The following is a 20,033-nucleotide window of genomic DNA, read 5'->3' as shown; positions in this document are numbered from 1 at the left end:
GTTTACCGGTGCTGATATTCCACAATTTGATGGTATTGTCCTCACTTGCAGAAGCTAGTAGAGTTTTGCCATCCGGACTAAATGCCACGCTTTTGACTGCACCAGTATACCTGGTGAAGGTGTAAATTTGTTTAAGAGTGCTGATATTCCACAATTTGATGGAATTGTCCCCACTTCCAGAAGCTAAAGTTTTGCCATCCGGACTAAATGCCACGCTTTCGACTTCAGCAGTATGCCCGGTGAAGGTGTAAATTTGTTTAAGAGTGCTGATATTCCACAATTTGATGGTATTGTCAAGACTTGCAGAAGCTAAAGTTTTGCCATCCGGACTAAATGCCACGCTTTCGACTTCAGCAGTATGCCCGGTGAAGGTGTAAATTTGTTTAAGAGTGCTGATATTCCACAATTTGATGGTATTGTCAAGACTTGCAGAAGCTAGAATTTTGCCATTTGGACTAAATGCCACGCTAAAGACTTCACGAGTATGCCCGCTTAAGGTAGAAATTTGTTTAAGAGTGCTGATATTCCACAATTTGATGGTATTGTCATCACTTGTAAAAGCTAAAGTTTTGCCATCCGGACTAAATGCCACGCTTAAGACTTTAGCAGTATGCCCTTCTAGGCGATTTTTTTCGCGAATATCCCGTAAAATCGTCTGTAAACTAAATACAGGACTGTATGCAGGATAATCTGCTAAAGATTGTTTCTGTTCAATTAAACTTTTCAATTCCCGTCCAGTTTGCATTGCTGATCGCAAACCATCAATTTCCCTTCCACTGTTAAAGTCTCGTAATGCATTTGTCGCTTCTTGTTCCAGTCGCGTAGCTGTTAGAGCATTTTGACGAGAAAGTTCTGCTTGTCTTGCCCCAAATAACGACAGTAGCAACAGCACCAAGGAGATCACCAAAATAATACCACCAATACGAACCCGTCGATTAGCTTTCTTATTTGCCTTCTTTAAAGTATTATTAGCTTGCATTTGTGCCTCGGCGCTTTTTCTTTCCGCCTCAGCGCTTTTTCTTTCCGCTTCTAAGTTAACTTGATATTCCAGCGAATCTAGTTCTCTAGCTTTTCTTTCTTGTTCAAGTGCAATTTCAGCTTGCCGCTTTTCTATTTCAGCTTGCTGCTTTTCTAATGCATCACTTGCCCTCAAAAATTCATTATCCCTGTCACCCAAACTTTTACCCATCGCCCAAGCATTAGCATCAAGCAACGCTTGTCCTCGTAGTAAGCGCGACTCATCCTGACAATTTGAATCAAACCATGCTTGTAAAGATTGTGCATAAGGACGAAGTTTCGCTAATTCCTTTTCTACCCAATTCCAATTAAAAACTGATTCATATATCCGATTGTAAACTTGTAAAATATTGTTACTTTTAACAACTAACCCTGATAGTCGTAATTCTACCTGTTCTGTGCTTTCATCCACAATAACCTTTAATTGCCTATCACTCGCACCAGTCGTAGTTGAAAGTAATATGCGTTGGTAAAGTCCTAGCAGGCGACTTCTATATTTTTCATTCTTCTTACTGATTATTCGGTTGAGTATTGTGCGTAAAATTTCTGGTTCATCCTGAGATTCCCAGTTGGTAATAATTCGATTTTTTACAATCTCTTCTACCCATTGCGCTTCACCATTTTCTTGTGGTTCGCTACTTGATTGAACAAGTAAATTACAGACTTTTTGGGTTAAAAAGGGTTGTCCCCCAGTCCAATTTAATACTTCTTGCAATACAATTTCTGGTTGCTCTACTTTACCCGCTAAAGGGGGTATTAATGTAGGTTTTGCTTCTGCTAAAGTAAACCCGGTTAACTCAATTGCTTGACCAATATTAAATGGTGTTCTAGTTTTATCGGCAATTAAGTCTGAAGGAGTTGCAACCCCCAACAAACAAAATGTCAGGTGATTATATATAGGCTTATCTGCTCGTTGATTATAGCAAGCGCGAATCAAAGCAAAAAAATCATCGCTACCAAACTTTAAGCTGAGAATGCTATCAATCTCATCAATAAAAATAACTATCTTTTGATTATTATTCTCTGCTACTTGTACTAATAAAATAGTTTCGATAAACTTACTAAAGCGCTTGACAGGAGAGAGTAATTCAAGCTTTGACCACCAAGAATCTAAATCTATGTCTAAGTTGAATATATCTACAAGTGTATCAATAATATCTGCGTACCATTGCTCTGGGGTAGCATAATTAGTACCACCCATCGATAAGTCAATTGCCGCACAAGCAATATTATCATCATTTTGCAGACGACGCATTATTTGTACGCGCAAGCTTGACTTACCTGTTTTACGCGAGTTGAAGACATAACAAAACCTACCTGCTTTTAAAGCTTCATACAATTCGGTATCAGCTTTACGTTTTGTGTAAGTAGGAGAATTAATGTCTAAAGTGGCTGAATATACATATTCGTATGGTATCTGTGTGTCCATTCTCCCAGTTTTTTGTTAAGTACTTTACTTGTTAATTACACAAATTGTTTTGGGCATCATGTGTTAATTCTTGTCTCATGACGACTGAATTCTGCTATAATCCCAACCGCGAACTGAAGTACTGACGATACAAATTGCAACTAGGGGTAACGCAATTATCAACTAGCTTGACAAGTCCCATTCGGTGCAATTTAAATGCTAGCTGAGAGTCAATATCTACAGGTTCAACAGAACAGACGCACTTGAAAAATGCTGATGCTAATTCTGGAGACTTTCGCAAGTTATGTAAGTGTCTTCCCAAATGGTCTCTAAATACTCCTGACTCGGTAGCCGCTGATTTTAATAATTCTTCTACATCAAGATTTTGCTGTGCAGCACTATCAAGCGCTTTACGTACTAATGCTGGATTTCCACCTATAAGCATCATTAATTTATTCACATCCTCAGCATTCCAATTAAGTCGATACTGTTGTGCCAAAGAAAGTACTTGTTCAAGCTGAAAATCAGTTGGTTCCAATGTTAGTCCCACACCACCAAGAGGAGAAGAATTAATATCCATTGTCCGGTAAACTTCGGTAGAATGAACGATGACAAACCGGATTTTCTTCCAGATTTCACCAATATGGTCAGTTGACCTTGCTTGGTCGTACCAATACCGGATTAATTTACCAAAGTTATTAAATATTTCGGGTTTTTCAAAAATTAAATCTACATTGTCTAATCCGAATACCATCGGGATATTAATATTACTTAATAGATAATTTTGGAAATACCGCGTACAATTTTTATTAGAACCATACATTTTCTTCCAATATTCATCTATTTTATCTTCCAGATCTAAATCTTCACTGACAAGCAGGCAGATCCACTGTAAAAAGCTATCATAATCGCTAAAAATAGTACTATCAGCAAGCCGAAAATCAAGCTTAACAGTCTTATATCCCTGCGCGATCGCAAAACCCAAACCTTTTTCTAATAGCCAAGTTTTCCCCATTTGTTCGGGTGCTTTAATTCTAGTAAAAGACCCTGGTTTTTGTATTTCCTCATACAATATCTCTTCAAGAGATTTAGGCTTTTCTATTGATTTACGTTCAATGTAAAAGGGAGATTCAACAGGATTTTCGTTATCGTGTTCGATAATCTCTTCCCAATTCAACTCTAAAACCTCGCAGAAAGCTCTAAACGCTGCAGCCTTAATTACCTTAGTTCCGTATAAAAAACGCCGAAACGTAGTTAGTGATACTCCATTAGCAAAACATTTCATTTTCTTCCAATCTTTTTCGGAATCTAGTACAGTACTTGCTAAGTACAGCCACTCTTCGTCTTCAATCGCTAAGCCTTTCTGCTCTCTGGCATACCTAATCTTTTCCATTCCTTGAGTTGAAGCTTTCAGTGTCAGCACGCTGATTTCCTCTATCAATACTACTATTAAAGGTAAAAGCTATAGCATACCGAATGCAATATCATTTTTTGTTCACTTTGACCGAAAAAGAAAAGGATACAAGCCCCCAACGCGCGGTTATGGAGAATGTAAAAAATGTTTTCCGCTCTGGCACAGCGCGCTTGATACGGCGTCCTTGTTTCAAGCCCCGCTCCTTATGGTATGGGGTTCAAAATGTTTGAACGCGTGAATGCGTGAATGCGTGAATTTGAGCGAAGCGAGTGACACTCCCTACCCTACCTGACGGCTGAGGGTGGGGAGTACGTCAATGTCTTGTTAATAGCATTTGAGATGCGCTTACGCTGGTACCAGTCAGATTAGCTTTTCTAAAATCTGTATTTTTGAGGGTGGCGCTTGTAAAATTAGCATCAGTTAAATCTGCACTGCGAAAGCTTGTACCGCCAATACTTAAGAAAGCTACAGCGCTGTTGCGAATCAGGGCGTATTTTGGATCTCCCTTCAATGCACGCCAACTTATATATGCGCTAAATAATACTAAGGCTAAGGCTGCGGCTGTAGCTGTAGTTAAGGTAAAAAGTCTGGCTCCAGCTCCGGCTAAGACTAAGATGAAGACTCCAGCTACGACGAAGGCGTAGGCTAAGGCTACCGTGAAGGCTTCGGCTTCGATGGCTACAGCAAAGGCTAAGGCTACGGCTCCAGCTTCAGCTCCGATGGCTACGGCGAAGGCTTTGACGCTTATGGCTACGACTAAGGTTAAGGCTACGGCTAAAGCTACGGCTAAGGCTAAGCCTCCGCCTTCGTCTCTAGCTATGTATAAGGCTACGGCTCCGGCTGTGACTACGGCTCCGACTTTGGCTAAAGGTGTGATTCCGGCTGTGATTAAGGTTAAGGCTCCGGCTACGGCTCCGGCTAAGGCTACGGCTACGGCTTTGGCTAAGGCTTTGCCTTTGGCTAAGGCTACGGTAAAGGTTACGGCTCCGGCTACGACGAAAGCTACGCCTACGCCTCCGGCTACGACGAAAGTTCCATTGTCTACGACAAAGGCGGAGCCTTTGGCTAAGGCTACGGCTTGGGTGAAGGCTACGGCTACGGCTGCGGCTACGCCTAAGGTTAAGTGTCCGGCTCCGGCTATGGCTGCGGCTCCGGCTATGGCTACGGCTTTGACGAAGGCTCTGGTTATGACTTTGGTTCCGACTACCGCAAAGGCTCCGATTAAGGCGAAGATAATGGTTGTTTTTAAGTCTCTGTTTTCGATGAAGAAGACTAAAGGTCCAGCTCCGACTACAGCAAAGAATAAGGCTACGTCTACGGCATCTATTGCCTGTTGTATTCCTTGGTAAATTGTAATGAAAAGGAAGAAAACTAATGTGCCTATCATAGTCCAGCCTGCAATTTGACACATTCTTGCACTTGCAATTTGATCCATTATTTGATAATTTCTGTGTAGCGTAAATATTACGAACACCACTAAAACGCCACCAAAAGCTGATAGAACCATTAGCAACCACGAAACAAGCACCCAGAAAATAGCCCAACGCTTTTGTAATCCTGCTTTGGCATGGCTGAAATTTGCACCTCTAAGGATAGCACCGCTAAAATCAGCGCTTCGGATATCTGCGTAGCTAAAGTTTGCTCCAGTCAAATTTTGACCAGTGAAAGAACGACCTTTAAGATTTTGTCCTGAGTAATCTGCTAGCATAACTAAAGTTAGGTAAATTGATATAAATCCGGTCAACTATATTCCCGGTTTTTTAGAAAATTACACAAACATTCTGATGACAAAAGAATTCCTCTGGGTAAGCTCAATGCAAGAAGCATTGCGTTTACCCTGCTAATAATGGTTGGAAAGCTTGATTAAATCTTGCTCTAGTTTTGTCTTTACGTTGAGCTATCGTCTACAATAACGCATTGCTTTTATGTCTACAATGTCGGTTTCATGTCACTTTTTTCAGTTAGCAATTTATTAAAGGTATGCAAGTGAAATAAAAATGAAATTAAATTAATCCCAAAGTGAACAAGAAATGAAAAAATACATACAGTAGAATTCAGGAGTCAGGAGTCAGAAGTCAAAAGGGCTTTCTGTCTGCCTTTTAGACCTCAGTACTGTACTTCATTTACTTGTAATGTGCTGTAACTTCTAATCAATTAGGTATCTGAGTTTTTCAGGTGTACTTTGTATTTGATTTAATCAAAATCCTTGTCCTACTCTCTGGGACATAACTCCTTCGCCTTATCAGGACGAGTTGCCAAATAACCATCTAACCAGCGACACCCCTGCGTTAGTAAATTATCTAAGTCCAAATTCCACAAAATGATTGTTTTGTCCTTACTTCCAGAAGCTAAAGTTTTGCCATCCGGACTAAATACCACGCTTGTGACTTCACCAGTATGCCCGATGAGCGTGAAAATTTGTTTACCGGTGCTGATATTCCACAAAATGATTGTTTTGTCCATACTTCCAGAAGCTAGAGTTTTGCCATCCGGACTAAATGCCACGCCCCAGACTAGATAAGTATGCCCGATGAGCGTGGAAATTTGTTTACCGGTGCTGATATTCCACAATTTGATGGTAGTGTCAATACTTGCAGAAGCTAGAGTTTTGCCATCCGGACTAAATGCCATGCTTAAGACTGGACCAGTATGCCTGGTGAAAGTGGAAATTTGTTTACCCGTGCTGATATTCCACAATTTGATGGTATAGTCCGTACTTCCAGAAGCTAAAGTTTTGCCATCCAGACTAAATGCCACGCTGAAGACTGGACGAGTATGCCCGGTGAAAGTGGAAATTTGTTTACCCGTGCTGATATTCCACAATTTGATGGTATAGTCCGTACTTCCAGAAGCTAAAGTTTTGCCATCCGGACTAAATGCCACGCTTAAGACTGCATCAGTATGCCCGGTGAAAGTGGAAATTTCTTTAAGAGTGCTGATATTCCACAATTTGATGGTTTTGTCCATACTTGCAGAAGCTAAAGTTTTGCCATCCGGACTAAATGCCACGCTTGTGACTGCATCAGTATGCCCGGTGAAAATGGAAATTTGTTTACCCGTGCTGATATTCCACAATTTGATGGTAGTGTCATTACTTGGAGAAGCTAAAGTTTTGCCATCCGGACTAAATGCCACGCTTAAGACAAAACCAGTATGCCCGGTGAAAGTGGAAATTTCTTTAAGAGTGCTGATATTCCACAAATTGGTGGTATAGTCCGTACTTCCAGAAGCTAGAGTTTTGCCATCCGGACTAAATGCCACGCTATAGACATAATCAATATGCGCGATGAGCGTGGAAATTGGTTTCTTCGCGCTGATATTCCACAATTTGATGGTAGTGTCATTACTTGCAGAAGCTAAAGTTTTGCCATCCGGACTAAATGCCACGCTACTGACTGCATCAGTATGCCCGATGAAAGTGGAAATTAGTTTACCCGTGCTGATATTCCACAATTTGATGGTATTGTCCTTACTTCCAGAAGCTAAAGTTTTGCCATCCGGACTAAATGCCACGCTTAAGACTGTATTACTATGCCCGGTGAAGGTGGAAATTTGTTTACCGGTGCTGATATTCCACAAAATGATTGTTTTGTCTAAACTTGCAGAAGCTAAAGTTTTGCCATCCGGACTAAATGCCACGCTACTGACTGTATTACTATGCCCGATGAAAGTGGAAATTAGTTTACCCGTGCTGATATTCCACAAAATGATTGTTTTGTCCCAACTTGCAGAAGCTAGAGTTTTGCCATCGGGACTAAATGCTACGCCCCAGACTGCACCAGTATGCCCGGTTAGGGTGGAAATTGGTTTACCGGTGCTGATATTCCACAAAATGATTGTTTTGTCTAAACTTGCAGAAGCTAAAGTTTTGCCATCCGGACTAAATGCCACGCTACTGACTGCATCAGTATGCCCGATGAAAGTGGAAATTAGTTTACCCGTGCTGATATTCCACAATTTGATGGTATTGTCCTTACTTCCAGAAGCTAAAGTTTTGCCATCCGGACTAAATGCCACGCTATTGACCGCACTAGTATGCCCTTCTAGGCGATTTTTTTCGCGAATATTCAATAAAATTGTCTGTAAACTAAATACAGGACTGTATGCTGGGTAATCTGCTAAAGATTGTTTCGGTTTAACTAAACTTTTCAATTCCCGTCCACTTTGCATTGCTAACAGTAAATCATCAATATTGCTTTGCCTCTCGCTCTGTCGCAATAAGCTTATTCCATCTTGTTCCAGTCGCGTAGCTGTTAGGGCATTTTGACGAGAAACCTCTGCTTGTCTTACTACAAAAAACGATAGCAGTAAGGAGAGTACCAAAATAATACTGCCAATAAGAACCCGTCGATTAGCTTTCTTATTTGCCTTCTTTAAAGTATTATTGGCTTGCTTTTCTGCCTCGGCGCTTTTTCTTTCCGCCTCGGCGCTTTTTCGTTCCGCTTCTAAGTTAACTGAATATTCCAGCGAATCTAGTTCTCTAGCTTTTCTTTCTTGTTCAAGTGCAATTTCAGCTTGCCGCTTTTCTATTTCAGCTTGCTGCTTTTCTAATGCATCACTTGCCCTCAAAAATTCATTATCCCTGTCACCCAAACTTTTACCCATCGCCCAAGCATTAGCATCAAGCAACGCTTGTCCCCGTAATAAGCGCGACTCATCCTGACAATTTGATTTAAACCATGCTTGTAATCCATCCGCGTAAGGACGAATTTTCGCTAATTCCTTTTCTACCCAATTCCCATCAAAAACTGATTCATAGATCCGATTGTAAACTTGTAAAATCGCGTCACTTTTAACAACTAATCCTGATAGTCGTAATTCTACCTGTTCAGCGCTTTCATCCACGACAACCTTTGATTGTCTATCACTTGTACCAGTCGTAGTTGAAAGTAATATGCGTTGGTAAAGTCCTAGCAGGCGACTTCTATATTTTTCATTCTCATTACTGATTATTCGGTTGAAAATTGTGCGCAAATGTTGTGGTTCATCCTGAGATTGCCAATTGGTAATAATTCGATTTCTCACAATCTCTTCTACCCATTGCGCTTCACCATTTTCTTGTGGTTTAGTACTTGATTGAACGAGCAATTGACAGACTTTTTGGGTTAAAAACGGTTGCCCTCCAGTCCACTTTAAGACTTCTTGCAATACAATTTCCGGCTTATCTACTTTCTGCGCTAAAGGGGGCATTAATGTCGGTTTCGCTTCTGCTAAAGTAAACCCCGTTAACTCAATTGCTTGACCAATATTAAATGGTGTTCTAGTTTTATCGGTAATTAAATCTGAGGGAGTAGTAGTTCCTATGAAACAAAACGTGAGATGCTTGTATTTAGGATCATCTGCTCGTTGGTTATAAAAAGCTCTCAGCAGGGCAAAAAAATTATCTGTGGAGAAACTTAAACTGCGAATGCTATCGATTTCGTCGATAAATATGACAATCTTTCTATCTGGATTGTTCTGCCGTAATTTTACTAATAAAACTGTGTCTATAAAGTTACTAAACCGTTTCACATAACCAAACGATTCTTGCTTTGACCACCAAGACTCAAAATCAAAATCTTCTAACTTAAAGTTATTAACTAGCGTATCAATTATACCAGCGTACCACTGCTCTTGAGTCATATCGTTCTGACCCTCAGGAGACAAGTCAACATAAGCACAAGCAATACCCTCATTTTGCAGAAGATGGATTGTTTGCACCCGCAAGCTTGACTTACCAGTTTGACGTGCATTAAAAACATAACAGAAATTTCCTGCCTTCAAACCCCGATACAGTTCATCATCAGCTTTGCGTATCGTGTAAGTAGGAGAATCTAATTCTAAAGTGCCTCCACATTGATACTCACTTTGATTAGGCTGGCTCATTGTCTTATTTTTTCAGGATTGGTGTCTAAATTCCCTTATCAACACTGTTATTAAGTACGCTTGGGCTAAATAAAACTCTACGCTCAAACAATAATATTATTCAAGATAAAGACTACAGCATACTTAATGCAATATCACTTTTTTTCACTATAAAACCCCCATTTCTAAATTTTCTTGACTACCTATCGCTACTTATTCTCAATTGCTGAATTGTTACCTACTCTTTTTTTAGTTTTTATGTACTACTTTTCCTTCATCTTATTCATGTGCGACATTTAGGGTGCGGAATGGGGGATATAAGCTCAACACAGGGTATTGCCCACTATCCTGCTACAAGGTAAACTAAATTCTATGTTTCCAAGTTTTTTACCGATTTCAGTTGGGGATCTCACAGAATCCACTTCGATCGCTCTTGCTCAGAGCATTGAACAGATAGCGCTAGCCACTCCCTTGAGTACACAACCAATCACCACCACCTATGTGCGTCAAGGTAGTGGGGGTACACCTTTGCTGTTGATTCACGGCTTTGACGGTTCTGTGTTAGAGTTTCGCCGCCTTGTGCCTCTACTTGCGGTACAAAATGAGACATGGGCAGTGGATTTATTGGGTTTTGGGTTCACAGATAGACCAGACGGAGTCAAGTTTAGCCCCAGTGCAATAAAAACCCATCTCTATTATTTCTGGAAAACCCTGATTAACAAACCTGTCATTTTAGTGGGCGCTTCAATGGGGGGTGCAGCGGCGATTGATTTCACCCTCACTTACCCAGAAGTCGTGCAAAAGCTGGTGTTAATTGATAGTGCTGGTTTGGCAAGTGGTTCGCCGTTAGGCAAACTCATGTTTCCACCGCTAGATTATTGGGCAACTCAGTTTTTGCGTAATCCTAAAGTTCGGGCAAGTATTTCCCGCACAGCGTACAAAAACAGGGAGTTAGCATCACTTGATGCTCAATTGTGTGCAGCATTGCACCTAGAATGCGTAGACTGGCATAAAGCTTTGATAGCTTTTACCAAAAGTGGTGGTTACACTGCTTTTAGATTTAAGAAACTAGCAGAAATTGTGCAACCAACGCTTATTTTATGGGGTGATTCTGACAGGATTTTAGGTATCAGGGATGCCAACAGGTTCAAGCTGGCGATTCCAAATAGTAAACTTATCTGGATTAAAGATTGCGGTCATGTGCCTCATTTGGAACAGCCACAAATAACTGCACAGCGTATTTTAGAGTTTAGATAAGACAAAAGTTGTACATCACCTGAATGTCTTAATGCTGCTATAAATTCGAGATAGGTTTTGACAAAAAGCTAATAGTTGTTCGGATATGCAGTTTCAATTCCACCCATTGACGAGAAAAGAAGCTACCGAACTCATCTCATGGCGATATGATAGACCATTAGACATTTACAACATTAAGGTCGATACTGATAGTCTCCAAAACACGGTTGATTTTTTCGTAGATCCAAAAAATTCCTACTTCGCGATTTCCTCTGATTTGCATGAATTCACGGCATTCTGCTGTTTTGGAGCTGACGCTCAGGTTCCAGGTGGTGACTATTCGCTCGATGCTCTTGATATCGGACTTGGAATTCGTCCAGAACTGACTGGTCAGGGTCTTGGATCTCTCATAGCGATCGCTACAATCGATTATGCCAAACACTCGTTTTCTCCTCAACGTCTTCGCGTCACAATTGCAGCGTTCAACTTTAGAGCCTTGAAAGTCTGGCAAAACCTGGAATTTATGCCTGTCCAGACGTTTCGCAAGCAAAACGGGGGCAATGAGTACCTTGTTCTTATACGTAATACGTAAGTTCAAACATGAAAATTGACTACCCTTCAGATCCCCGACTTCTCTAAGAAGTCGGGGATCTTGTTTTTCAATATATAGTGCGTTAACGCATATAACGCACCATACTATTGTGATTTTTAATTTTTTAATCAAGCAACCACATCGGGGAGGAATTGTCAACAGAATCTTCAGGCTTCTTGATAGGCTGTCTTTCTGGTAGGTGGTATGATTTTCTATAGCTGAGCGAGCTTTTTATTGATTGTGACGATTGACTGTTGTCCTTTTTCGGTTGTAATGATTGAGTGTTGTCCTTTCTCGGTTGTAATGATTGAGTGTTTTCTTTTCTCGGTTGTAATGATTGAGTGTTTTCTTTTCTCGGTTGTAATGATTGAGTGTTTTCTCTTTTCGGTTGTAATGATTGAGTGTTTTCCTTTTTCGGTTCTAATGTACTGATTGTTTCTGTCAGCTTGGAATTAGCGTCTGCTAGGTGCACGGCTGCCTGTTTTGCATCTTTCAGCTCTGTTTTCAGCTTTGCTGTTAATTCTTTTTGCTCAGATAATGCTGATTGCAAATCAATAATTTGCTGCTGAAAAGAAACTTGTTTTTGCTGTGCTTTGTCCAAAGCTTCTTTCAACTCTTTGGCAAGAGAAGCTTCTTTTTGGTGTGTTTTTTCAAAAGTTTCTTTCCACTCTTTGACAAGAGAAGTTTCTTTTTGTTGTGCTTTTTCTAAAGCTTCTTTCAACTCTTTGACAGTTGCTTCTAACTCAGCTTTTGTTGGGGTTGTACGCCGAGACGTTGTTGTCTCAGCAGCTTGTAGTGGTTCCTCTAATTGAGCAGAATCCTCTTCTTCCCCGGTATCATTATCCGAGGAGGTGGAGGGACTATCATCAGAGATAGCAACAACATCGATAGTAGGTTCACCTTCTGGTGGTGAAAATTTTTGTGCTTCTTCTTGTAATAAGTCAGAAAGACGTTTCTTAGCCATTATTCCCTCCAATCACGCTTTAGTTCTTCAGCTACGCGGCGGTAGTCTGACTCCGCCTCCCGTGCGTTCTTTCCTCGCCCTTGGGTAATTGGAACACCCTCAAGTGCAGCTCGTTCATGCGCTTTATAGGCGCGGATGAAGGCTTTACAAGCAGGAATTCCCATTTCCATAAGAGTATTTTGAGCTTCCAGCACTTCCCCCAAACTCCGCGTATCCACTTTAGTAAGCAGAACCCGATGAGGTTTCCCCACGGGAATGACTGCTTGCTGGACTGTCTCGATCAGGATAGCCAAATCCATTGGTGCACATGGTGTGGGCAAAACCAGATAATCTGCTCCAGCAACTACCGCCGCTAATGCTTCAGAGCGCAGCGCCGGAGGCGTATCTACTACTACTAAATCGTAACCTGTTATCCTTCGTAAATGACCTAAAAGTTTGGGGTCAGTTGATTGTGATAAATCAAATTTCATACTGTTCTGACTGCGACCAAACCACCAACTGGCAGAACCCTGAATATCTGCGTCGATTAAAAGAACCTTTTTTTGCTCTGCAAAAGTTGCAGCCAAATTGACTGCGGTCGTTGTTTTACCGACGCCTCCCTTACCGTTGAGGATAGCGATGATTTTTGGCACTGTTTGCTTCCGACGCTGCTTTCACAGAATATACCTCTTTATTTGCCTTTATTTGCCACTCCCTAGATAGGAATGGGCAATGGGGTATGCACCAATAGGGGAATACTTTTACCACCCTGACACTCCCACACCCTTTCCCCGAAAAGGTCACAATAGAATCGATAAGCGCTCAACGCTACAAATATCCTAAATATTTATGGAACCAACTAACAATCTGCCGGATGGACCTAAAATGCCAGTCTTCCTGCGGCGGATGAAATTAATTTTTCAGCCGTTGGAATATGTGGAAGATTTTGCCAAAGCCTTTGGTCACAGCTTTACCGTGTGGGGTGCAAAAGGTACTCCTACTGTGTACTTCAGCCATCCCCAAGCACTACAACAGATATTTAGTGCTGATTCTAGCCAGTTAGAAGTTGGCAGAGCAAATACAATTTTAAAATTTATGCTGGGGGCAAACTCCCTGCTTTTACTGGATGGCGATTCCCACCAACGTCAACGTCAACTATTAACCCCTCCCTTTCATGGCGACAGAATGCGGGCTTACGGTGAGACTATCCGCGAAATCACACAGCAGATCAGCGACGAGTGGAAGATTGGTAAGCCATTTCATATCCGTGCGCCAATGCAAGAAATCACCTTGCGCGTCATCTTGCGGGTGGTGTTTGGTTTAGATGAAGGACCCCGTTTGGAAAAAATTCGACAACTATTGAATTCACTGCTGGAGTCTATGGGTTCCCCTCTGGCGTCCGTCGGCTTATTTTTTCGATTTATACAAAAAGATTTCGGCGCGTGGAGTCCGTGGGGTCGGATGCTACGCCTGCTGCAACAAATTGATGAAATGATTTATGCGCTGATTCGGGAACGTCGCGCCCAATCTCATGAAAATCGGCAAGATATCCTCAGTTTAATGATGTCTGCTCGTTATGACGATGGTCAAGCGATGACTGATGAAGAGTTACGCGATGAGTTGATGACGCTGCTGACTGCGGGACATGAAACCACGGCTTCAGCATTGACATGGGCGTTTTACTGGGTTGACCATTACCCAGAGGTGCGCGACAAGTTGCTGAAAGAATTGGACACCCTAGGCGACAACCCAGATCCAAGTACTGTTGCTAGATTGCCTTACCTAACAGCAGTTTGCCAAGAAACCCTGCGAATATACCCGATGGCGATCAATGCTTTCCCTCGAATTGTGCGATCGCCTATTGAAATTATGGGCTATAAGTTGTCAGAGGGAACGATTATATTCCCCAGTATCTACTTGGCACATCACAGGGAAGAAACTTACCCACAATCAAAGCAGTTTAGACCAGAACGCTTTTTGGAAAGGCAATTTTCCCCATATGAGTATTTGCCCTTTGGTGGCGGAAATCGTCGTTGTATTGGGCTTGCCTTTGCCCAGTATGAAATGAAACTCGTTTTGGCAACCATTCTATCGCGATTTCAAGTCTCCCTGGTCAACAAGCGTCCCCTGCGTCCTGTGCGCCGTGGTCTTACCTTGGCATTACCAGCAGGCATACAGACGGTTGCAACGCCTGTACAGAAGCGTGCAAATACTCCTGTGCTTGTTTAGGCGATTAGGGTGGGCGATGCCCACTCTAATCTTCGCAATTTGCTAAGATTGGATTTACAAACATTTTGAGGTGATATTTATGCGAAAAATTTTAAATAAATTAAATAAAAATTTATGCATATTATTGCCCGTTCAAGAATTGCTGAGTTTTGGGAAAATCACCCTAACGCAGAAACCAGCCTAAGGCTATGGTACAAATTAGTATCGTTAGCACAATGGCAAAACTTTGTTGAGTTACGCCAAGTTTTCCCCTCAGCAAATCAAGTTAGTAATTTGACAGTTTTCAATATTGGCGGTAACAACTATCGGCTTATTGCCTTGGTAGATTATAAATATCAAAAAGTTTTTATCCGTCATGTCCTCACCCATGCAGAATACGATAAAGAGGACTGGAAAAATGACCCTTGGTACACCTAGCACTAACCCTTATATCGAGTTACTCACATCTTTTCCTCCTCGTCCAATCACTTCAGAAGAGGAATTGATTGCTACGCAGAAAGTCATTGATTCACTTATCGATAAAGGCGAATTAACACCAGATGAACAAGACTATCTCAATGTCTTAGGTACTCTCGTTCACGAGTACGAAGAAAAACATAAACTTATACCTGATATTTCTGGTGTAGAACTACTCAAAACTTTGATAGCTGAGCTTGGTTTGCGACAAAAAGATTTAGTTCCCATCTTCAAAACTGAATCTATAGTATCTGAAGTTATGAGCGGTCAACGCAATTTAACAGTGAACCATATTCGCCAATTGGCAGAGTTTTTTCACATTTCGCCTGCTGCATTTTTTGAGTCACGATGAGAGAGAAAATTTTACAAACAATTATCGCTGCATTACAACCCAAAGATTTTGTTTTAGCTTTATGGCAGGGGGGTTCAGCCGCGCACGGGTATACAGATGAGTGGTCTGATATTGATATTGTAGTGATTGTTGAGGACAATTTTGTTCAACAAACCTTTGATATCGTTGAGGAAGGTTTGCAAACAATTTCTGAAATTAGCTTTAAGTATAGAGTTCCTGAACCAACTTGGCATGGTCACTCACAATGCTTTTATCAGCTTGCGGGAGTGAGTCCTTTTTTAGCGATTGACTTTGCCGTAATGAAGCGTAGCAGTCGTAATGATTTTTTAGAGGTGGAACGACATGGAAATGCAGCGATCGCCTTCGATAAAGCAAATCTGGTTGTGCCAACACATTTAAATCAAGAAGAGCATTTTTCCAAAATGAAAGAAAGATTTCAGCAGTTACAAATGCTCTATAATTTTAAACAAATCTTTGTCAAAAAAGAAATAAATCGTGGGCATTTGGCACAGGCAATTGTCAACTATCAATCCCACACTCTGTCACCTTTAGTTGAACTACTGGGGATGATATACCGTCCCTACCGATACGATTTTATGAATTTGAAATATTTTTACCGAGATTTTCCGCCTGAAGTTGTAGCGCGTGTAGAACAGCTTTATTGTGTGACGGATTTGGCTGATTTGGCAAAGAAACAGCAACTTGCAGAAGAAATGTTTGCTGAAACTTTGCCGCGTGTGGAACAGGCGCTTCAGTTATTCAAACTACCCGAAGATTGCTAATGCTATCCATAACCCTCTTCTGTCACTCTCCGAAAATAAAAATTTTCAGGTAGCTTTTCTATCTATTTGGAAGAGAGGGCTTAAACTCATTCATAATGTTCACCAAATGTAAAAATGCGATGCTTAATTTTGGAATAGGAAACACCTCTAACCAAGGAGTCATTAAACACAAAAAGATTTTAGGCTGTATAATTAAGCGTAAGTTATTTAAGATATTTTTCCAGCCGGATTTACTGTGCCAGCAACGATGTAGACGGAACCTGTATACAACAGAAATCGCTTAAAAAGTATCACAGGCTACAAAAGTCCCGAATGCTCGCTTTTGTGGAGAAACTTTTCTATCTACTGAATGTAGGGTACTTCCCAGTCCGGAGGGTAAAATCAGGGTTTGAAGCTATGATTACACGATTTACCTGTTTCAGTATGAACAAAAAATGGGCGGTCAAGCGAATCACCGTTAACCTGGCATCAAATGAAGCCAAGAACCTTGAAAAGTATTGTGAACAGACTGGCAGACCAGCAACGGATGTGATTCGAGAACTTATTCGAGCCTTGCCAGTGACGAAGTAAAAGTAGATTTGCCAACCATTTAACCTTGGTTTATTCTCAAGATATAAGCATTAGAACTTGGTTTAATTGGAGGTGTTAAACTAACGAGTCTGGGCAATTTTTGGTGATGATTGAGAGGGATGAACAATTCAGTGATGGCGTGCTGCACCCACGCTAAGCGAGCGCAGCACGCCGAAAACAAGATGACGTGATAACCATGATTGGGTTGCACGATCAAGGCTGAGAGAATGTTTCTCAGGTTGGGCGACTATCCTTCTTATGTCGTCACTTTCGTCATAAAATAATCTCTAACCCTTGTTTTTAAATGTTTTCGCAACGATAGTATTTAAATGACAAATATCCAATCGTGATCGTCTAATCTATGATTATCGCTCTTTAATTACTATCGTCACAGTAAAATAAGACGCCTTGTCAAAATCTGCAACACCTTCTACTTGAGCTATGACCATTCTAGATTTTGGCTTTTCAGACCAAGTCTGAAAAGTCAGGTCACGGGCAACCCTTGAATAAGTTCCCGAATCACATCCGTTGGTGCTTTCCCTGTCTGTTCACAATACTTTTCAAGGTTCTCAGCTTCATCTGATGTCAAGTTTAAGGTAATGTCCTTGAGCGCCCTTGTTTTATTAAAGGTTGCAAAGCTAGAAAATCTATGTACGCTGGTTTGATTCATTAATTGATAGGTATGTATTTGCAAACTTTACTAGATCAAGATTGCCAATTTATAACTATCTTTACCAGTGAAAATCAGGATTTTAAAATTGAACTTAAGCTTGATGCCTCAAGGATATTACTGAAAAATTGATGTAGTATATTACTAGCATCATACTTAATGAATCAGCCATTACTTAGTACAACAAGCTTTCGGTTAAAGATATTATGTCAGTAATTCTCCAGAGACTAGATTGTCTGTTGAGCAAGTGGAGTTGACTTCCAAAAGAAGAGTGGATTGCCTAATGTGACTTTGAGCAGGGAATATTTTGGTATAAACTTCCTTTAATGCCTCTAATACATGAGATTATTTGTTTGTTATAGCTATCAAGTAATATATACAGCAACCTGCTTGATAATACCTTTCAATTAAAAGTGATTACGCGAACGGTAGATTAATAGATGACTTTACAGAATTGGAAACGCAAGCGTGGCGTTGCACTTACTACCAAGGGTTTGCAAAAAATTAAAGAAGCGAAGCGTAAGTCAGAAGCAAAGGAAAACTTTGGAAACAGGTACACTCTTGAAGAAATGAGCGCACGCTCTGGGTTATATTCCGCCACAATCTCGAAAGTACTGAATCGCGAAGGAGGGGTTGACAAACAGACTATTGAAAAGCTTTTTTCAGCTTTTTACTTAACATTAGAGAAAAATGACTATTTAAGCTCAAATAGTCATCTAGATTGGGGAGAAGCTATCTTTACATCAGTTTTTTATGGGCGTACAGAAGAACTTACTACGCTAAAGCAATGGATTCTCGATGAACACTGCCGATTAGTGGCACTATTGGGGATAGGAGGCATTGGTAAAACGGCGCTGTCTGTGAAGCTTGCCCAACAGATTCAGGACAACTTTGAGTATGTTATCTGGCGATCGCTACGAGAAGCTCCTCCTGTTAAAACTATTCTTGCTAACCTAATCCAAGTTCTATCTAACGAACAGGAAAGAGAAGGCAACTTACCAGAAAGCTTGAGTGATAGGGTATCGCGGCTACTATATTATTTGCAAAATCATCGTTGTCTAGTGATACTTGATAATACAGAATCACTTCTGCGCAGTGGTAGTCGAGCCGGACTTTATCGAGAAGGATATGAGGGGTATGCTGAGCTTTTTAGACGGGTAGGAGAAGCAACTCACCAAAGCAGCTTAGTCGTAACTAGTCGTGAAAAACCTAAAGAAGTGGCATTACTAGAAGGAAAAGCACTACCTGTTCGCTCATTACCACTAAATGGTTTAAAGGTAGTGGAAGGGCAAGAAATCTTAAAACTCAAAGGACTATCTGCGGCAGAGGATCAATGGAAAGTCATGATTGAACGCTATGCAGGCAATCCATTAGCCTTGAAGATAGTTGCCACAACAGTTCAAGATATCTTTGATGGTAATGTGACTGAGTTTTTGCAACAAAATACAGCTGTTTTTGGAGATATTCGCGATATTTTAGAGCAGCAATTTGAGCGCTTGTCAGATTTAGAAAAAAACCTAATGTACTGGCTAGCGATTAATCGTGAGTCGATGACACTCTCAGAATTGCGAGAAGATATTGTATCACCAGTACCACCAGCAAAATTACTGGAGGCTCTGGAATCTTTAGGAAGGCGATCGCTCATTGAAAAAACTGGATCACTTTTTACGCTCCAGCCTGTGGTCATGGAGTATGTGACTAGTAGATTGATAGAACACGTCTGTCAAGAGATTGCCACTCAAAATATTGATTTGTTCAAGTGTTATGCTCTGATGAAGGCAACTACGAAAGACTACATTAGGGACGCTCAAGTTCGCCTCATCCTCCAATCAGTTATAGATGGACTGTTGACTATATTTGGCAGCAAAAGACGCATTGAAAATCAGCTCGCTCAAATCTTAATCACATTACAAAAGACATCCCCGCTAGAACCAGGTTATACGGCTGGAAACATTCTCAATCTGCTTTTTAATCTGGAAACTGATCTGATGGGTTATGATTTTTCTTATTTGACCGTTTGGCAAGCAGACCTGCGTAGTGTCAATTTGCACAATGTAAATTTCAGCTACGCGAATCTAGCTAAGTGTGTTTTTGCTGAAACACTAGGCGGCATTCATTCAGTGGCATTTAGCCCAAATGGAAAATTCTTGGCTACCGGGGATACTCTTGGTGAGATTCGCCTATACCAGGTTGCAGATGGAAAACAACTGCTTGCGATTAAAGGTCACATGGGTTTTATATGGCCAATTACTTTTAGCCCAAATGGTGATATGCTTGCCAGTGGCGGTGATGACCAAACGGTAAAGCTGTGGGATACTAACAATGGGCAATGCCTCACAATTTTGCAGGGTCATAGTGGTGCGATATGGTCAGTCGCCTTTGCTTCTCCTATCGGAGACGCTGCGCGAACGCAACGCTGCGCGAACAGTTCACAAAGTATTATGCTTGCCAGTGGCAGCGAGGATCAAACTGTGAAGCTGTGGGATGCAAGGGATGGTAAGTGCCTCAAAACTTTGCAGG

15 protein-coding genes are annotated in these 20,033 nt (G+C 41.1%); 8 read left to right on the top strand and 7 right to left on the bottom strand.

The genetic code is table 11. The annotated features are described in order from the left end of the window. From ACM0OZ_RS43730 to ACM0OZ_RS43715, 4 genes are all read right to left on the bottom strand, one after another. The coding region (locus ACM0OZ_RS43730) for an AAA-like domain-containing protein (protein WP_414589151.1) at positions 1–2,446 on the bottom strand (2,446 nt) is incomplete at its 3' end. A gap of 94 nt (positions 2,447–2,540) precedes the next feature. Beyond that, positions 2,541–3,848 (bottom strand): AAA-like domain-containing protein, encoded by a 1,308-nt coding sequence (locus ACM0OZ_RS43725; protein ID WP_414589150.1) that lies wholly within the window; start codon positions 3,846–3,848, stop codon positions 2,541–2,543. Between the two features lie 304 nt (positions 3,849–4,152). Continuing rightward, the gene (locus ACM0OZ_RS43720) at positions 4,153–5,547 is read right to left on the bottom strand and encodes a pentapeptide repeat-containing protein (protein WP_414589148.1); all 1,395 of its coding nucleotides are present in this window, start codon (positions 5,545–5,547) and stop codon (positions 4,153–4,155) included. Between the two features lie 503 nt (positions 5,548–6,050). Continuing rightward, positions 6,051–9,704 (bottom strand): AAA-like domain-containing protein, encoded by a 3,654-nt coding sequence (locus ACM0OZ_RS43715; RefSeq protein ID WP_414589146.1) that lies wholly within the window; start codon positions 9,702–9,704, stop codon positions 6,051–6,053. A gap of 351 nt (positions 9,705–10,055) precedes the next feature. Here ACM0OZ_RS43715 and ACM0OZ_RS43710 point away from each other — a divergent pair, with 351 nt between their 5' ends. Beyond that, complete coding sequence (locus tag ACM0OZ_RS43710; protein WP_414589144.1) at positions 10,056–10,940, top strand: alpha/beta fold hydrolase; 885 nt, start codon at positions 10,056–10,058, stop codon at positions 10,938–10,940. An 85-nt stretch (positions 10,941–11,025) separates the two neighbouring features. Then, positions 11,026–11,511, top strand: a complete 486-nt coding sequence (locus ACM0OZ_RS43705) for a GNAT family N-acetyltransferase (RefSeq protein WP_414589143.1) — start codon at positions 11,026–11,028, stop codon at positions 11,509–11,511. Between the two features lie 124 nt (positions 11,512–11,635). Here the strand turns inward: ACM0OZ_RS43705 and ACM0OZ_RS43700 are convergent, their stop codons facing one another. Both ACM0OZ_RS43700 and ACM0OZ_RS43695 read right to left on the bottom strand, forming a co-directional pair. After that, on the bottom strand, positions 11,636–12,475 hold the full coding sequence (locus tag ACM0OZ_RS43700) for a hypothetical protein (RefSeq protein WP_414589142.1): 840 nt from the start codon (positions 12,473–12,475) through the stop codon (positions 11,636–11,638). Continuing rightward, positions 12,475–13,107, bottom strand: coding sequence for a ParA family protein (locus ACM0OZ_RS43695; RefSeq protein ID WP_414589141.1), 633 nt, complete (start codon positions 13,105–13,107; stop codon positions 12,475–12,477). The genes ACM0OZ_RS43700 and ACM0OZ_RS43695 overlap by 1 nt, the downstream gene beginning before the upstream one ends. A 196-nt stretch (positions 13,108–13,303) precedes the next feature. Here ACM0OZ_RS43695 and ACM0OZ_RS43690 point away from each other — a divergent pair, with 196 nt between their 5' ends. From ACM0OZ_RS43690 to ACM0OZ_RS43670, 5 genes are all read left to right on the top strand, one after another. Then, positions 13,304–14,683 carry a cytochrome P450 gene (locus ACM0OZ_RS43690; protein ID WP_414589140.1) on the top strand — a complete coding sequence of 460 codons (1,380 nt, stop codon included), beginning with the start codon at positions 13,304–13,306 and terminating at the stop codon, positions 14,681–14,683. Between the two features lie 114 nt (positions 14,684–14,797). After that, a complete protein-coding gene (locus ACM0OZ_RS43685; RefSeq protein ID WP_414589139.1) occupies positions 14,798–15,100 on the top strand; it encodes a type II toxin-antitoxin system HigB family toxin in 303 nt (100 codons plus the stop codon). Next, positions 15,081–15,491 carry a helix-turn-helix domain-containing protein gene (locus ACM0OZ_RS43680; protein ID WP_414589138.1) on the top strand — a complete coding sequence of 137 codons (411 nt, stop codon included), beginning with the start codon at positions 15,081–15,083 and terminating at the stop codon, positions 15,489–15,491. Before ACM0OZ_RS43685 ends, ACM0OZ_RS43680 begins: the two co-directional genes overlap by 20 nt. Then, on the top strand, positions 15,488–16,273 hold the full coding sequence (locus tag ACM0OZ_RS43675; protein WP_414589137.1) for an aminoglycoside 6-adenylyltransferase: 786 nt from the start codon (positions 15,488–15,490) through the stop codon (positions 16,271–16,273). The genes ACM0OZ_RS43680 and ACM0OZ_RS43675 overlap by 4 nt, the downstream gene beginning before the upstream one ends. A 423-nt stretch (positions 16,274–16,696) precedes the next feature. Further along, positions 16,697–16,843, top strand: coding sequence for a ribbon-helix-helix protein, CopG family (locus tag ACM0OZ_RS43670; RefSeq protein ID WP_414589153.1), 147 nt, complete (start codon positions 16,697–16,699; stop codon positions 16,841–16,843). Positions 16,844–17,327: 484 nt separating this feature from the next. Here ACM0OZ_RS43670 and ACM0OZ_RS43665 read toward each other — a convergent pair whose 3' ends face one another. Continuing rightward, complete coding sequence (locus tag ACM0OZ_RS43665) at positions 17,328–17,513, bottom strand: CopG family transcriptional regulator (RefSeq protein WP_414589136.1); 186 nt, start codon at positions 17,511–17,513, stop codon at positions 17,328–17,330. Positions 17,514–17,953: 440 nt separating this feature from the next. On the opposite strand from ACM0OZ_RS43665, the gene ACM0OZ_RS43660 reads away from it, so the two are divergent. Beyond that, positions 17,954–20,033: NB-ARC domain-containing protein (locus tag ACM0OZ_RS43660; RefSeq protein ID WP_414589135.1), on the top strand; the 2,080-nt coding region annotated here is incomplete at its 3' end.

The organism is Scytonema sp. PCC 10023 (assembly GCF_963920835.1).
Lineage (GTDB): Bacteria > Cyanobacteriota > Cyanobacteriia > Cyanobacteriales > Nostocaceae > Kalymmatonema.
Note: the sequence above shows the minus strand (reverse complement) of the source record. Positions and strands in the feature narration are given on the sequence as shown.

What these genes read in the sequence shown, in the direction of transcription:
- ACM0OZ_RS43685 (WP_414589139.1), top strand. Translation starts at nt 14,798, where the DNA reads ATGCATATTATTGCCCGTTCAAGAATTGCTGAGTTTTGGGAAAATCAC.
- ACM0OZ_RS43670 (WP_414589153.1), top strand. Translation starts at nt 16,697, where the DNA reads ATGAACAAAAAATGGGCGGTCAAGCGAATCACCGTTAACCTGGCATCA.
- ACM0OZ_RS43705 (WP_414589143.1), top strand. Translation starts at nt 11,026, where the DNA reads ATGCAGTTTCAATTCCACCCATTGACGAGAAAAGAAGCTACCGAACTC.
- ACM0OZ_RS43710 (WP_414589144.1), top strand. Translation starts at nt 10,056, where the DNA reads ATGTTTCCAAGTTTTTTACCGATTTCAGTTGGGGATCTCACAGAATCC.
- ACM0OZ_RS43665 (WP_414589136.1), bottom strand. Translation starts at nt 17,513, where the DNA reads ATGAATCAAACCAGCGTACATAGATTTTCTAGCTTTGCAACCTTTAAT.
- ACM0OZ_RS43690 (WP_414589140.1), top strand. Translation starts at nt 13,304, where the DNA reads ATGGAACCAACTAACAATCTGCCGGATGGACCTAAAATGCCAGTCTTC.
- ACM0OZ_RS43675 (WP_414589137.1), top strand. Translation starts at nt 15,488, where the DNA reads ATGAGAGAGAAAATTTTACAAACAATTATCGCTGCATTACAACCCAAA.
- ACM0OZ_RS43700 (WP_414589142.1), bottom strand. Translation starts at nt 12,475, where the DNA reads ATGGCTAAGAAACGTCTTTCTGACTTATTACAAGAAGAAGCACAAAAA.
- ACM0OZ_RS43720 (WP_414589148.1), bottom strand. Translation starts at nt 5,547, where the DNA reads ATGCTAGCAGATTACTCAGGACAAAATCTTAAAGGTCGTTCTTTCACT.
- ACM0OZ_RS43715 (WP_414589146.1), bottom strand. Translation starts at nt 9,704, where the DNA reads ATGAGCCAGCCTAATCAAAGTGAGTATCAATGTGGAGGCACTTTAGAA.
- ACM0OZ_RS43680 (WP_414589138.1), top strand. Translation starts at nt 15,081, where the DNA reads ATGACCCTTGGTACACCTAGCACTAACCCTTATATCGAGTTACTCACA.